General features: G+C 60.8%; 11 protein-coding genes. 2 read left to right on the top strand and 9 right to left on the bottom strand.

The window, feature by feature from the left end; all coding sequences use genetic code 11:
* Positions 1-739: 739 nt before the first annotated feature.
* The 6 genes from AC097P_RS12115 to AC097P_RS12090 form a co-directional block, all read right to left on the bottom strand.
* Positions 740-1,651, bottom strand: a complete 912-nt coding sequence (locus AC097P_RS12115) for a replication protein RepA (RefSeq protein WP_479610670.1) — start codon at positions 1,649-1,651, stop codon at positions 740-742.
* Between the two features lie 981 nt (positions 1,652-2,632).
* A complete protein-coding gene (locus tag AC097P_RS12110) occupies positions 2,633-3,640 on the bottom strand; it encodes a class 1 fructose-bisphosphatase (protein ID WP_479610669.1) in 1,008 nt (335 codons plus the stop codon).
* 8 nt (positions 3,641-3,648) lie between these two features.
* On the bottom strand, positions 3,649-6,357 hold the full coding sequence (pepN, locus tag AC097P_RS12105; protein WP_479610668.1) for an aminopeptidase N: 2,709 nt from the start codon (positions 6,355-6,357) through the stop codon (positions 3,649-3,651).
* Positions 6,358-6,384: 27 nt separating this feature from the next.
* Positions 6,385-7,489, bottom strand: a protein-coding gene (gene prfB, locus AC097P_RS12100; protein WP_479610667.1) for a peptide chain release factor 2 whose coding sequence is annotated in 2 segments (ribosomal slippage) — positions 6,385-7,407 and positions 7,409-7,489 — 1,104 coding nt in all. Because the reading frame shifts where the segments join, the coding sequence is not laid out codon by codon here.
* 140 nt (positions 7,490-7,629) lie between these two features.
* Positions 7,630-8,778, bottom strand: a complete 1,149-nt coding sequence (locus AC097P_RS12095) for a patatin-like phospholipase family protein (RefSeq protein ID WP_479610666.1) — start codon at positions 8,776-8,778, stop codon at positions 7,630-7,632.
* A gap of 46 nt (positions 8,779-8,824) precedes the next feature.
* Positions 8,825-9,727: an alpha/beta fold hydrolase gene (locus tag AC097P_RS12090; protein WP_479610665.1), complete on the bottom strand. Its 903-nt coding sequence runs from the start codon at positions 9,725-9,727 to the stop codon at positions 8,825-8,827.
* 25 nt (positions 9,728-9,752) lie between these two features.
* Here AC097P_RS12090 and AC097P_RS12085 point away from each other — a divergent pair, with 25 nt between their 5' ends.
* Positions 9,753-11,567 carry an acetate--CoA ligase gene (locus AC097P_RS12085; protein WP_479610664.1) on the top strand — a complete coding sequence of 605 codons (1,815 nt, stop codon included), beginning with the start codon at positions 9,753-9,755 and terminating at the stop codon, positions 11,565-11,567.
* Complete coding sequence (locus AC097P_RS12080) at positions 11,548-12,369, top strand: glycine-rich domain-containing protein (RefSeq protein ID WP_479610663.1); 822 nt, start codon at positions 11,548-11,550, stop codon at positions 12,367-12,369. The genes AC097P_RS12085 and AC097P_RS12080 overlap by 20 nt, the downstream gene beginning before the upstream one ends.
* Before the next feature lie 15 nt (positions 12,370-12,384).
* Here the strand turns inward: AC097P_RS12080 and AC097P_RS12075 are convergent, their stop codons facing one another.
* The 3 genes from AC097P_RS12075 to AC097P_RS12065 form a co-directional block, all read right to left on the bottom strand.
* Positions 12,385-13,407 carry an acyltransferase family protein gene (locus AC097P_RS12075; RefSeq protein ID WP_479610662.1) on the bottom strand — a complete coding sequence of 341 codons (1,023 nt, stop codon included), beginning with the start codon at positions 13,405-13,407 and terminating at the stop codon, positions 12,385-12,387.
* Between the two features lie 34 nt (positions 13,408-13,441).
* Positions 13,442-14,140: a haloacid dehalogenase type II gene (locus AC097P_RS12070; protein WP_479610661.1), complete on the bottom strand. Its 699-nt coding sequence runs from the start codon at positions 14,138-14,140 to the stop codon at positions 13,442-13,444.
* 68 nt (positions 14,141-14,208) lie between these two features.
* Positions 14,209-14,904, bottom strand: a complete 696-nt coding sequence (locus AC097P_RS12065; protein ID WP_479610660.1) for a glutathione S-transferase family protein — start codon at positions 14,902-14,904, stop codon at positions 14,209-14,211.
* Between the last annotated feature and the right edge of the window lie 37 nt (positions 14,905-14,941).

Below are 14,941 nucleotides of genomic sequence, written 5' to 3'. Positions count from 1 at the left end.
TTTCTCCCCCTGCGTGTAGCAGGGGGTTGGGGGGTGTAGCAGAACCGACACGAAGTGCGGTTCGGGGGAACTGTTCGGCCCCCGTGGGGGCCATTTGATGATTCCCACGGGGTGAGCGCTATTGCGCGAGGGCGCAGCCCTGGGGGGGCAGGCGCGTTAGCGCCTTTTCTGTGCCCCCACACGGGGGGACTGGTTATGGATGTGCAAGGGTGGGTGCCCTTGCAGGTCGCCCTGCGCAGCTGGTCGTATTTCTGTCCGCGTTATCCACAAAAACATGCCCTCTTACTACCGGTTAATTTATAGGAATACCTTAGAGGCAGAACCGTACCGGTTTTAGGGGGGGTCCGATCTATCGGAGAAGGGGGGTCCGATCTATCGGAGAAATCCGGCGTTTGGGGGGTCCGATCTATCGGAGAAGGGGGGTCCGATCTATCGTGGATAAGTGTTTGAATCCACAGGGGGTCCACAGGGATGCCCACCGTTTCCCTTGTTTAGGGGTATGGGGAGCAATAGCCGGACCGACGTAAGGCTTTGAAACCCAAAATTGCGTGTCCTGGCCACACGCCGGCCAGAGATGACACATCAGACCCGGTGAAGTTGACCAAATGGCCCCTGCTGGGGGGGTCCGATCTATCGGAGTTTAGCTAAACGTTTTGATCACCAACATGATCCTCCCGAAGATCATCTAGGTGATCCTCGCCAAGATCAGTCGTGATCCGAGTCGGGTCACGGATGACCGTCACCGCTTCGGCGCGATCGGCGGCGGCGAACTAAGTAGAAGCAGCCCGCCAGTTACTTGTTTGACATTCGCACGAGGATAGACCGCTTGAACCTTGTGCAGCGCCGGCAAGAATTTCTTCTTAAAGTCCTTGTCTGCGTCCTTTCCGGTGTACTCCTGGGCGAATTGCTCGCGTATGGACTTCCAATGCAGGGTGACGCCGCGCCCCTCGATGCGGTGCAACCGGTGAGCAAGCCAGGTGTACACGTCCAGGGCCAACGCAGAGCCTTTCAGAGCGTGAAGAGCGCGATTGTCCAGCGGTACGGCGCTGTCCATCAGCGATACGTAAAAGTGTTCGGACAGAACCATCTGGCCAGGCCACAAAGTGCGCTGATGTGTCCCCTTATTTTCCATCCAGGCATCGAACTGCTCAACAGCTTGGCCGTTGAACGTCCGGCCTTTGTAGCCGAGTTGCAGGCGGCAAGCAGCTAAGGCGTGCATTTGCGTGCGCAGGGTTTTAAACCGCGCTCCCTGGTCATCCATACCCATCAAGCTCAGGAAATCGCTCGCACTGTCACCAATTGGAATCTCTCGGGTGTTGTGCCGTTTGGCGAATGTGGATACCCATGCCAACGCCAGCCGTGGCATGACCCCGTAGGGGATCGGCTGCTCGACTGGTCCCCGCCCCTCGTCTAAATAGCCTGCCTGAACGTTTACCCAGGCAGCACCGGACTTCCGCATGAACTCGCGCCCGTCCACCTTTGATCTAGGTAATCCGACCTGACACAACACTGCGTGGGTGAACGCCATGTCCTCACCGCTTGGCGGGGTGGTGTAAATATCCGTCGAGGCATCCAGTAGCTTGCCTTCCTGTTCAGTCAACACCAGTCCAACCGACTTTTGCCGACCATGGCGCATCGTATTGACGTCCATGGGTTATTTCCTTCCGCCAGAGTCGGCGGTGGCAGGCGTGCTAGTGGTGCGGCGTTGCCTTTCGACTTGTTCCGCTTTTGTGGGTCGACCGCGTCGAGGCATGTCGGCGGGGCACTCAACCAATTTTTTGATCGCTGTGGGTATCACATGGGCGGCAAGCCAATGTTCAACGTCCTCAGCTCGCCAAAGCAAGCGCTTTGTTCCTGGAAGACGGCACAGTGGGGGCAATGACCGGGGATTGCGTGTAGCGTCACTGCGTATGCTGGCGACGGACTTGTGAAGGCAATTAGAAAGCTGTTCTACTGTAAGTAGCGTATTCATGGGCAAGACCATTCCGTTCCCGACTTGGTCAAAGACCAAATCAGGTTCGGACGAGTCCGCGGCCCCGTACTCTGTTCAGATGATCGGAGACTTTACGCCTAGGGCTACTCGATCAAATTAGCGATAAACAGCTTACGGTGGGGTCGTCCCCCATAGTGCATACCAGCTCTCCTAGAAACATCGCTCGTTTATTTCCGGCCTCGTCACGGGTCCGGTGGCAATATTCCCAGGCGATTGCTTTGCAGCATCCTTTCCCATCATTCTTCAATCCGCTTATGAAGAACAACTGCTGAACGGTACGTGGCTTCTCTTCGTGAGCATGGGCAGGTCACTACTCATTCATGCTCTTTATGTTTGTCGAAGCCGTTTAAAACGCCCTCAGCGCTGGTTGTGCAAATCATACTGCAAATCGCCGCAAAGTTGTGCTTTGGATGGCAACCACGAGAGGCTCGAATTTGGCACAAAATTGGCACACCCCGTGTGCAAAAGTGTGCCATTTAATGCACAACAACGCACTGTACTGCCATGGCTAGTGCGTTGTTTTTATTACATATTTTGGTGCCGCTTGACGGAATCGAACTGTCGACCTTCTCCTTACGAATGAGCTGCTCTACCGACTGAGCTACACCGGCTGGTACGCTGAGAATTATACCGAGGCGTCTATGCTTCAAGGTGGTATCGCGTCACGCGGTCCACCTCGTTCTTGGAGCCCAGGCACACGCTGACACGCTCGTGCAGCTTGCCGGGTTGTATGTCCAGGATGCGTTGCTTGCAGTTGGTGGCGGCGCCGCCAGCCTGCTCGACGAGCCAGGCCATGGGGTTGGCCTCGTACATCAGGCGCAGCTTGCCGGGCTTCTCGGGCTCGCGCTTGTCCCAGGGGTACATGAAGATGCCGCCGCGGGTCAGGATGCGGTGCACGTCGGTGACCATGCTGGCAATCCAGCGCATATTGAAGTCCTTGCCGCGCGGGCCGTCCTTACCTGCCAGGCATTCGTCAATGTAGCGTTTCACCGGGGCGTCCCAGTGGCGCATATTGCTCATGTTGATCGCGAATTCCTTCGTGTCTTCGGGGATGCGCATCTTCTCCTGCGTCAGCACAAACGAGCCCTGTTCGCGGTCCAGTGTGAACATGGCCACGCCATTGCCCACCGTCAACACCAGCGTGGTTTGCGGGCCATAGACGCAGTAGCCCGCGGCAACCTGTTTGCAGCCAGCCTGCAAAAAGTCCTGCTCGGTCACACCTGGATGCTCGTCGGGCTTTTTCAGCACGCTGAAGATGGTGCCGATGCTGACATTCACGTCGATGTTGCTGGAGCCGTCCAGGGGATCAAACAGCAGCAGGTATTCGCCCTGCGGGTAGCGGTTGGGCACCAGGTAGATGCCTTCCATTTCCTCGCTGGCCATGGCTGCCAGATGGCCGCCCCATTCATTGGCTTCGATCAGCACTTCGTTGGAGATGATGTCCAGCTTCTTTTGGACTTCACCCTGGATGTTTTCGCTCTCGGCCGTGCCGAGCACACCGCCCAGTGCGCCTTTGTTGACGGCATGGCTGATGCTCTTGCACGAACGGGCCACAACTTCCAGCAGCAGGCGCAGCTGGGCGGGGATGGAGCCGTCGACGCGTTGCTCTTCAACCAGGTAGCGGGTCAGGGATATTTTTTGTGCCATGGGAGCCTTTAATCTGCAAGGGCGCGGTCGATGACTTCGCGCACGTCGTTGCTCAAATCGCTTTTCGCGGCCACACGGGCCAAGGCCTCGCGGGCGGCGCTGCGGTAGGGTTCGGCCAGGCGTTTCCAGCGGTCTAGCGCACGCGCCAAGCGGGCGGCAACCTGGGGGTTGATGCCGTCCAGTTCAATGACGCGCTCGGCCCAGTACACATACCCTGCGGCATCCGATCGGTGGAAGCCACCGGGGTTGGCATTGCAGTAGCTGAAGATCACGCTGCGGGCGCGGTTGGGGTTGCGGATGTTGAAGTCGGCATGGGTCATCAGCTGGCGCACGGCGGGCAGTACATTGCCGCCCCGGTCCGGGGCACCGGCCTGCATCGCAAACCATTTGTCCAGCACCAGGTCTTCGTTTTTGAACATCGCGTGGAAGCGGGCCAAGGCGGGCGCTGCCAGCGCGTGGCCGCTGCCGACCAGGGCTTGCAGCGCGTTGGCGCGGTCGGTCATGTTGCCGGCGTCCTTGAAGCGTTGCAGTGCCTTGCCGGGCCACACGGCGTCGCCACTCTGCGTGGCGGCCAGGCACAGGTAGCACAGCGCCATGCCGGCCAGCGCGCGGCGGCCCGACGAAGTGGCATCCGGGCTGTAGGCACCGTTCTCCTGGTGGGCGTCAAAAGCCCATTCCCAGTCGGCTTGCAGGCCAGTGGCAATCTGCAGACGCATGGCTTCGCGCACGGCGTGGATGCGCTGGGGGTCGACCACGTCGAGCTGCTCGGCGATATAGGTCTCAGACGGCAGCGTCAGCACCAGTTCCTTGAATGCAGCGTCCAGCGCCGGGTTGCGCAGCACGCTGCGCATGGCGTCGATGTATGCAGAATTTAGCGGTGCAGCCCCCGCGGACTGTGCGTAAGCAGCTATGGAATTGATAGCGCTGCGCAAGGCAAGACGCTGACCGGCTTCCCAGCGGTTGAAAGGGTCGGGGTCGTTGGCCAGCAGCGTCAGCAGCTGCGCGTCGGTGTAGTCGAAGTCCAGCACCACCGGTGCGGAGAAGCCGCGCAGGATGGATGGCACAGGTTCTTCGGCGACATCGGTGAAGGTGATGCTGGCGGCGTCGCCGGTCATCACGAACAGGTGGTTGTCGGCCGGCGCGTCGTTGCTGCCTTGCACAGTCATCCGCAAGGTGGCCCCACTGCTGCTACCCACAAGGCCCAGCAACACCGGGATCACAAAGGCCTGCTTGGTCGGCTGGTTGGCAGTGGCCGCGCAGCTTTGCTTGAAGTTCAGCGTGTATGTCTTGGCACCGGCATCGTAGCTGCCGCTGGCGGCCAGGCGGGGCGTGCCGGCCTGGCTGTACCAGAGCTTGAACTGGGGCAGCAGCTGCGCCAGGCTGGAGCCGGGGTTGGCATCGGCCATGCTCTGCGCAAAGTCGTCGCAGGTGACGGCTTGGCCATCAAAGCGCTCGAAGTACAGCTTCATGCCCTTGGCGAACCCGTCGCGGCCCACCAGCGTCTGCATCATGCGCACCACCTCGGCACCCTTTTCGTAAATGGTGACGGTGTAGAAGTTGTTGATTTCGATGTAGCTGTCCGGGCGCACGGGGTGTGCCATGGGGCCGGCGTCTTCGGGGAACTGGGCGGTGCGTAGCACCCGCACGTCTTCAATCCGTTTGACAGCGCGGGCCGATGCATCGCTGCACATGTCCTGGCTGAATTCCTGGTCGCGGAACACGGTCAGGCCTTCCTTCAAGGAAAGCTGGAACCAGTCGCGGCATGTGATGCGGTTGCCGGTCCAGTTGTGAAAGTACTCGTGACCAACCACGCTCTCGATGTTGGAAAAATCCACATCGGTGGCGGTGGCCTGGCTGGCCAGCACGTACTTGGAGTTGAAGATGTTCAGGCCCTTGTTCTCCATGGCGCCCATGTTGAAGTCGGCCGTGGCGACGATCATGAAGCGTTCCAGGTCCAGCCCCAATCCGAAGCGGGCTTCGTCCCAGGCCACCGATGCCATCAGCGAGTTCATCGCGTGTTCGGTCTTGTCCAGATCGCCAGGGCGCACGAACACCTGCAGCAAGTGGTCTTTGCCGGTGCGCGACGTGATGCGCTGCTCGCGCGCCACCAGCTGGCCGGCCACCAACGCGAACAGATAGCTCGGTTTCTTGTGCGGATCGACCCACTTGGCGAAGTGGCGGCCGTCGTCCAGCATGCCGCTATCGACCAGGTTGCCGTTGGACAGCAGCACGGGGTACTTGGCCTTGTCGGCGCGCAGCGTCACCGTGTACATGGCCATCACATCCGGGCGGTCCAGGAAGTAGGTGATGCGCCTGAAGCCTTCTGCCTCGCACTGTGTGAAGAACGAGTCGTTGCTGGTGTACAGGCCCGACAGCTTGGTGTTCTTGACCGGGGCGCAGGTCGTGAAGATTTCCAGCTGGAAGGGCTCATGGCCCTCGGGCAGGTTCTCCAGCACCAGGCGCTCGCCTTCCATCTTGAAGGACGTGCCCTGGCCGTTCACCAGCACACGGGCAAGGTTCAGCTCCTCGCCGTCCAGCTTGAGCGCCTGTGCCGGCACGTCCGGGTTGCGGCGCAGCGTCATTTTGTTCAGCACCCGCGTCTTGGCCGGGTCCAGATCGAATGTCAGCTCCACCGTGTCGATGCGGTAGGCCGGGGCCGTGTAATCGGCCCGGTTGATGACGGTGGGGGCGCCTTCGTTATCGCGGAATTGCAGCATGTTGTTCTCCTGGGATTCTTGTAGGGGTCAGACGCCCTGTTTTAGAGACGCTTCGATGAAGACGTCCAGGTCGCCATCAAGCACCTTCTGCGTAGCCGATACCTCGACATTGGTGCGCAGGTCCTTGATGCGGCTGTTGTCCAGCACATAAGAGCGGATCTGGTGGCCCCAGCCCACATCGGTCTTGGTGTCTTCAAGCTTTTGTTGCGCCTCTTGCTGCTTGCGCAGCTCGAAGTCATACAGGCGCGAACGCAGGCGTTTCCACGCCACATCGCGGTTGCTGTGCTGGCTGCGTCCGTCCTGGCACTGCACGACGATGCCGGTGGGGATGTGCGTCAGGCGCACCGCCGAGTCGGTCTTGTTGATGTGTTGTCCACCGGCACCGCTGGCGCGAAAGGTGTCGGTGCGCACATCGCTGGGGTTGATTTCGATCTCGATCGAATCGTCAATCTCGGGGTAGACAAACACGCTGGCAAAGCTGGTGTGGCGACCGCCAGACGAGTCAAATGGCGACTTGCGCACCAGGCGGTGCACGCCGGTCTCGGTGCGCAACAGGCCAAAGGCGTATTCGCCCTCGATCTTGATGGTTGCGCCCTTGATGCCGGCGGTGTCGCCCGCGGTTTCGTCTTCGATCGTGGTCTTGAAGCCCTTGCGCTCGGCGTATTTGAGGTACTGGCGCAGCAACATACTGGCCCAGTCGCAGGCCTCGGTGCCGCCAGCGCCGGCCTGGATGTCCAAAAAGCAGTTCAGCGGATCGGCCTGGTTGCTGAACATGCGGCGGAATTCCAGCCCTTCGATGATGGCGGACAGCTTGGCGGTCTCGCCCTCAATCGTCACCAGGCCGGCCTCGTCACCGTCGTCCTTGCTCATCTCGAACAGTTCGAGGTTGTCGGAGAGTTCACTCTCCAGTTCGGTGATCGTGACCACCACGCCATCCAGGGCCTTTTTTTCCCTGCCCAGCTCCTGGGCGCGCTTGGGGTCGTTCCAGACGGAGGGGTCTTCTAGCGATGCAATGACGGTGCGCAGGCGCTCGGCTTTGGCATCGTAGTCAAAGATACCCCCGTAACTCTTGGGTCCTGGCGGAGAGGTCCGTGAGTTGGGTGCCGATGAGGTTGATGCGTTCTGCTTCCATGATGGTGCTGTCCTATGCGTGAATTCGGGGGTAACCTGCGATTTTAGTTGGGATATTGCCCCCACACTCCGCCGCTTTGCGGGTCGCTGCCCCCCAAGGGGGCTAAATCCGCTTGGGGCGGCCCGGCGCGGATTTGCAGCCTATCGGCCGGGGACGCGCAGGTCATCCAGATAGTCCCGCGCTATGTTGACCGTGGAGGCGTGCCCCAGCGACGCAAATCGCTTGGCGAGCCACTGTTTGGCTGAGGCTTTGCCCAGGTCGCGCAGCGTATGGATCAGCTTGGCGTCGGTGGAGGATTTGGTAGAGGCGTGGAAGCCTTCCAGCACCTCGCCACCGTCTATGCGGTGCATCAGCACGTTTTTGTAGCGCGTGGGGTCCAGCCGCCCCTCCATCAGCAGGCGTTTGACGAAATCTATCGCGCGCATCTCGGCCATCAATGCCGCGTTGAACGTGATCTCGTTGATGCGGTCCATGATTTCGGCCGCCGTCGTCGGCAGCTTGTCGCGTTTGATCGGGTTGATCTGTACCAGCACCACGTCGCGGCTGTCGCACTGGTAGATCAGGGGGTGGATAGCCGGGTTGCCGGCGTAGCCCCCATCCCAGTAATGCTCGCCATCGATCTCCACCGCCTGAAACACCGTGGGCAGGCAGGCCGAGGCCATGACGGCCTTGGCGGTAAGGCGCTTGCCGGAAAACACCTCGGCCTTGCCAGTGGTCACGGTCGTTGCCACTACAAACACTTTGAGCGCCTTGAAGGCCGCCAGTCGGTCAAAGTCTACTTTTTCTTCAAGGAATTTCTGCAGCGGGTTGATATCCATCGGGTTGCTTTGGTAGGGCGACACATTGGTCGACCAGAAGCTGGTCATCGCGTCAGTGAACATTTGCACTGGCGAAGGCCCACCTGCATTACCGCCAAAACCACCAAACAACATGTCAAACGGCGCACGTTGTGCTTCCGAGATGGACGCCCCCAACGCGCCCATGTCCACTATGCCCTCCCAGAAAGCTGCCAACGATGCACGGGCCGACTCCCGCATCTTCAGCGCCGACTGACCCTGAGCCTTCGCGAAGCCGTCGGCCATGGCCACCGCATTCATCGCCCCCGCACTGGTGCCGCTGATACCTTCAAAGGCAACGCGGCCATCGTCCAATAAGGTGTCCAGCACTCCCCAGGTGAAGGCTCCGTGCGAACCGCCGCCTTGCAAGGCGAGGTTGACACGCGGTGGGGTAACGGAAGGCGTGATGGGCTGGGTCAGGGGGGAAGGGTTGGGGCCGGATGGTGGTTGCATGGCCCTAGGTTAACAAGCCTGGCGGCATGGCGGGCGTGGAGGCGGACTATTCGATAAAGCGCTCAATCAATTCCGCCAATATCTGCGGCTGGTCATGGTGCATCATGTGACCCGCATCATCGATCAGTGCGATTTTCACATCCGGTACGTTCTGGATGCGCTCGTGGTATTGCTCCAGCGTGAACTTGCCCTTCCACCAAAGTTCCAGGCTGTTGTCGGAGGCCTCCACGGCCAGCACCGGCATGCTCAGGCGGCGGTAGAGCTCCAGCACCTCTTCGGACTGGTACAGGTGGGCGCTGATGACTTTGTGCGCGGGTTGGCCCAGGATGGTCCATTTGCCCTCGGCGTTTTCTTCGGCCCAGTGCTGGGCCAGCCAGTCGGCCTTGTCCTGGCTCAGGCGCGGGTTGGTCTTCATCAGTCGGCGGGCCACGCCGCTGGCGGCGTCGTAGGCTTTGAGGTCCATCTCGCCGCGGTGGAGCTTCTTCAGCTCATCCATCCACTTGGCATAGCGCGCGGGTGCCATATCGGGCGTGGTGGCGGGCAGACCAAAACCTTCCAGGTTGACCAGGCGGCGGATGCGCTCGGGGCGCACGCCGCCGTACAGCATCACCACATTGCCGCCCAGGCTGTGGCCGACCAGGTTGACGGGTTGGTCGGGCGAGTAATGGTCTAGCAAAAAGTCCAGATCTGCCATGTAGTCGGGGAACCAGTAGTTGTCTACTTCACCGGACGGAGTCTTGCCATACCCGCGCCAGTCGGGCGCGATGATGTAGTGGTCGTCCTGGAACGCATCGACGACGAACTGGTAGCTGGCCGCCACGTCCATCCATCCATGGACCATGACCAGCGGGGTTTTATCGGGTGATGGTTCGCCCCAAATTTGCACGTGGTATTGCAGATTACGTATAGGGACAAACTCGCTGCGGAATTTTCTTTTGACTTGGTACATTTAACCAATCATACGGAGCCATTGGATGCCAGTCAGTCAGCACAGCGACAAACCCAAGCCGGGCAGTCGGGGAACGCGGGAGCCAGCCACAGGCTGCCCGCCCGAGGCCTATGCGCGTCTGCACCGCAGCTTTACCTGGGCCGTACCGGAGCACTTCAACATCGCCCAGGTGTGCTGCGCCCGCTGGGCTGCATTGCCGGATGCTGCAAAAATAATAGCAATACACTCATATTCCACGAGGGCTAGCGGCATTTTTTACTCATACACACAGCTCCAGGAGCAGGCCAACCGCCTGTCCAACGTGTTGGTAGCCCAGGGCGTGCAGCGGGGTGACCGCGTGGCCATCGTCATGCCGCAGTGTTTTGAAACGGCTGTGGCCTACATGGCCGTGCTGCAAATGGGCGCGGTTGCCATGCCGCTGTCCTTGCTGTTCGGGCCCGACGCGCTGGAGTTTCGCCTGCAAGACAGTGAAGCCGTGCTGGCCATTGCCGACAGCTCCGCGCTGGCCGATCTACAACTGGCCCGCAAGCACTGCTCCACGTTGCGCACCGTGATGGGCGTGGGCGAACCGGAGGCCGTGCAAGGCCACGCCGATTGTGAATACGCCGACGCGCTGGCGCAGTTCAGCACGCGATTCACACCGGTGGATACGCTGGCTGACGATCCCGCCATCCTGATCTACACCAGCGGCACGACCGGCAACCCCAAGGGTGCACTGCTGGCACACCGGGCGCTGATCGGCAACCTGCCAGGATTTGTGGCCAGCCAGAACTGGTTTGGGTTTGATCCGCATACCGAGTCCTCCACGGAAGCCACCTTTTGGAGCCCCGCCGACTGGGCGTGGACGGGTGGGCTGATGGATGCGCTCTTGCCCACGCTGTACTTTGGCCGCCCCATCGTTGCCTACAGTGGGCGTTTCAGTCCGCAGACCGCGCTGGAGCTGATGGGCGACTGCGGCGTCACCCACACCTTTTTATTCCCGACGGCGCTCAAAGCCATGATGAAGGCTTTCCCCGGCTCGCCCGAGCGCACGGTGCGCCAGCAGTTCAAGCTCAAGCTGCAAGCCGTCATGAGTGCGGGCGAGGCTGTGGGTGATGCGGTGTTTGGGTATTGCGAGCAGCAACTGGGCGTCAAACCCAACGAGATGTTTGGCCAGACCGAGATCAACTACATCGTCGGCAACTGCAATGCGTTCTACCCCTCCAAGCCCGGCAGCATGGGCATGGGCTACCCCGGCCACCAGGTGCGTGTCATTGACGATGCCGGCAACGAATGTCAGGTGGGCGTGCCCGGCGATGTGGCGCTCAATCGCCTGGACATACATGGCCAGCCCGACCCCATATTTTTCCTTGGCTACTGGAAGAACGATGCTGCCACCGCAGCCAAGTTCACCGGTGACTGGTGTCGCACCGGCGATATGGCCGTGCGCGATGCCGATGGCTACCTGTGGTACCAAGGCCGGTCCGACGATGTGTTCAAGGCGGCCGGCTACCGCATAGGCCCGGGCGAAATCGAGAACTGCCTGGTCAAACACCCCGCCGTGGCCAATGCTGCGGTGGTGCCTAAACCCGATGCCGAGCGCGGGGCCGTGGTCAAGGCCTACGTCGTAATTGCTCCTGATTTCCTAGCGGCTTACGCGCACAGCGCGGGGGCTACAGCCGAACTTCATACAAAGCTGATTGCGGAACTGCAGACCCACGTCAAGGGACTGCTAGCGCCCTACGAGTACCCCAAAGAGATCGAATTCGTCAACGCCCTGCCGATGACTACCACTGGCAAGGTTCAGCGCCGCGTACTGCGTTTGCAAGAGGAGGAGCGCTATGCAGCTGCCCGCATTTAAAGCCACGCTGTTGCGCCGCGTTGGCTGGTTGGGCTGGAGCAAGTGGCTAGCCTTACCGGTGCTGCCGTTGGTAGTGCTGGCCACCCGGCCTTGGGGCCGCATGTTTGCCGTGATGCTGGTGGTTTCTGTTTTTGTCAGCGTGGTGCTGTTCGTGGCCTTGCACGCCTGGCAGACCAGCCTGCGCCGCCAATTCATCAGCGAATCCACTTTTCCCCGGTTTCTGGGCACCAAGCTGCGCGCGCAATACCCGCAACTGGGTGTACGCGATGTGGAACTGGTGCTGCATGGCCTGCGCCAATTCTTCATGGCCCACTTGCGCAGCCAGCGCCAGTTTGTGGCCATGCCATCCCAAGTGGTGGATACCGCATGGCACGAGTTCATTTTGCATACCCGTGCCTACGAAACCTGGTGCAGCACTGCCTTTGGCCGGCTGATGCACCACACGCCGGCGGAGGTGCTGGGCCGCGACCCCAAGCGAAACGACGGCCTGCGCCGTAGCTGGTACTGGGCCTGCAAGGAAGAAAGCATCAACCCGCGCCAGCCCACGCGCCTGCCGTTGCTGTTTGCGCTGGACAAAAAGTTCGCGATTGCCGGCGGTTTCAGCTACGTGCCCGACTGCAGTGACATCGACCGAAAAAGCGGATCCGACGTCTACTGCGGAACCAGTTTTGGTGACGCCAGTGGCGGGGGAGGGGGCTGCGGAGGCGATGCCGGTGGTTTCGGGGGCAGCGACTCCTCAGGGGACGGCGGTGGCGATGGCGGGGGAGGCTGTGGAGGCGGTTGTGGTGGTGGCGGAGATTAGCAGGCTGCGCGCTTCCTACTTCCAGCGCTGCGCCTGTTTCTCCACCAGGTGCCAAGACAGCCCGGCCAGCGCGAACGTGATCACCGTGCTGGCCAGCACGTAGCCCGCAAAGCTGGCCTGGTGCAGCTTGTAATGCGCCAGCACCTGCTGCACAGGAAAGCCGTACAGGTAGGCGCCATACGACCAGTCGCCTACGCGCTGCGGCACGCGCGGCAGCCACAGCGCATGGAGCGCCAGCCATAGCGTCAGCGTGCCGACCCCCAGCACATACAGCAGAGTTTGGAAGGCGCCGTGCGGCAGGCACAGCGCACCGGCCAAGAGCAACAACGCTGGCCACAGCATCGGGCGGATCTGCGCACGCCAGCAGGCGAACACCGCGCCCAGCGCGAACAGCAGGCCCAGCTTGGCGTGGTAGTAGTCCAAACCCCAAAACAGATCGAAAACTGCCAGCTGTGGCGCGGCGGGGCGCACCAGCAGCAGCGCTGCCATCGCTCCAACGGCCAGCAGCGCCTTGAACCGCAGCGCCCCCGGCAGCAGACTGGCCAGCGCCAGCACGACGTAGCAGCTGATCTCATATGGCAACGACCACAGCGCACCATTGACGGTAATGGGATGCGGGTTGGTGTAGAAAACGCCCGGCAGCGGGTAGTGGATGAACCACGCGCTGGCCGTCTGCAGGTAGGCCCAGGTAAGGTTGTGGTGCCAGTATGCTGCCAGCGGCCACGTGGTCATCAGTGGGCCCAGCACCAGCACGCACAGCAGGCAGATGGTGAGCAGCGCAGGATAGATGCGCAGCATGCGGCGGCGGGCAAATTCGAAGAGGTTGGGGCTGCGCTCCACAGAAATTGTCACCAGGTAACCGCTGAGCACAAAAAAGATCGCCACGCCGACGCCCCCCAGCGTGTCGATGCCCAGCGTGCTGGCCAGCGGCTCGCTGCCGGGCCGTCCGCCCAGCGGGTAGCAGTGGCTGAACAGCACCAGCCAGGCGGCGAACAGGCGCAGGATGTCAAAGCGGTTGTCGTCGCGGTGTAGGCGCATGGGGGGCGAAAGAAGGGAGCTGTTGCTAAGCCCTCTAATTTAGACCAAGGATCTCCAGAACCTTTGTCAGATCGTGGCCGGTGTGCACGGGCTTGGGGCCAATGGTCTCATACGGCAGCCCTTGCCGATTCACCCACAGCGTCGCAAACCCGAACCACGTGGCGCCCAGTGCATCCCACGCATTGCTGGAGACAAACAGTATTTCCGTTCGGGCAACGGGAATGGCTGTTTGAACCAGGGCATAGCTCTCGGGCGCCGTTTTGAACAGGCGGATGGCATCAACCGATAGCACATGGTCCAACAGGTTTTGCATGCCGGCGTGGGTCACGGCCGAGTCCAGCATGTCGGGGCTCCCGTTTGACAAAATCGCGGTGGTCATGCCGGCTGTGCGCAGCCTTTGCAGCACCGAAAGGTTTTCGGCAAACGGCGTCAGGTGGGCATATTGGCGCATCAAGTCTTCGACCCTGCTCCCACTGCGATCCAGCTTGAGTCGGTCCAACACATACTCCAGTGCGCGTCGGGTGATCTCCCAAAATGGCAAGTAGTACTGGCTGCCCGACGCCTGGTGGGGATCAGACTGCGTGATCAGGCGGGTGTATTCAATTTGCTTGTCCCGCCACGCCACGGAAATTGCAGCGCCCTGGCCCGGGTAGAGCTGCTCGGCCAGGCTCTGTATGGAATAGACGTCGAACAAGGTTCCATACGCGTCGAACACCACGGCTTTGATGGTCATGTGAAGTTCCTGGTGGCAGGCCTGGCGAACCGTTCTGGCACTCTGACAGCCCGTGTCTCAATCATGGATCAGGAGGCTGCTGACTTGAGGCGTTCGTTAGAGGGGAAGAGCATCTTGCGCGCTTCTTCGTCCACTTCGGCCTTGAACGAGAACTGCGTTTTGAGCGCTTCGGCACGTTGTGCGGCGGGCCGGGCATTGATTTCGTCCAGCAGGCGCTTCACATGGGGCAACTGCTCCCAGGCGGTCGCGCCGAGTATGAAGGGTATGGCCCGGGCCCAGCCCCACACCGACATATCAACCACCGTGTAGTCATTGCCCATCATGTAGGGCTGCGTCGCCAGACGGTCATTGATGATGTGCCAGTGGCGCCAGGCTTCAAAATCATAGCGGTTGACGGCGTATTCCTTGGGTTCGGGTGCAAAGTGTTTGAAGTGGACCGCCTGTCCGCTGTACGGACCTATGCCGGTGGCCACAAACATCAACCATGAATACATTTCCGCCTTGTTGGCGGGGGTGTTGGCAGGTACAAACTTGCCGAGCTTTTCGGCCAGATACAGCAGCATGGCATTGCTGTCGAACACGCGGATGTCTCCATCAAGCATCGCCGGTGTCTTGGCGTTGGGGTTGATGGCCTTGAAAGCATCGGAATGCTGTTCGCCCTTGCGGGTGTCGATTCCCACCAACTCGTAGGGCTCGCCGGCTTCCTCGAGGTACAGCGCAATCTTCATAGGATTGGGCGATGGGTGAAAGTAGAACTTGATCATCAATGGTCTCCTTAAAAGCTCAAAAAACAAGCATGGG

This window comes from Rhodoferax sp. ZS1R8 (assembly GCF_056521325.1).
This window is presented reverse-complemented; position numbering and strand designations above follow the sequence as displayed.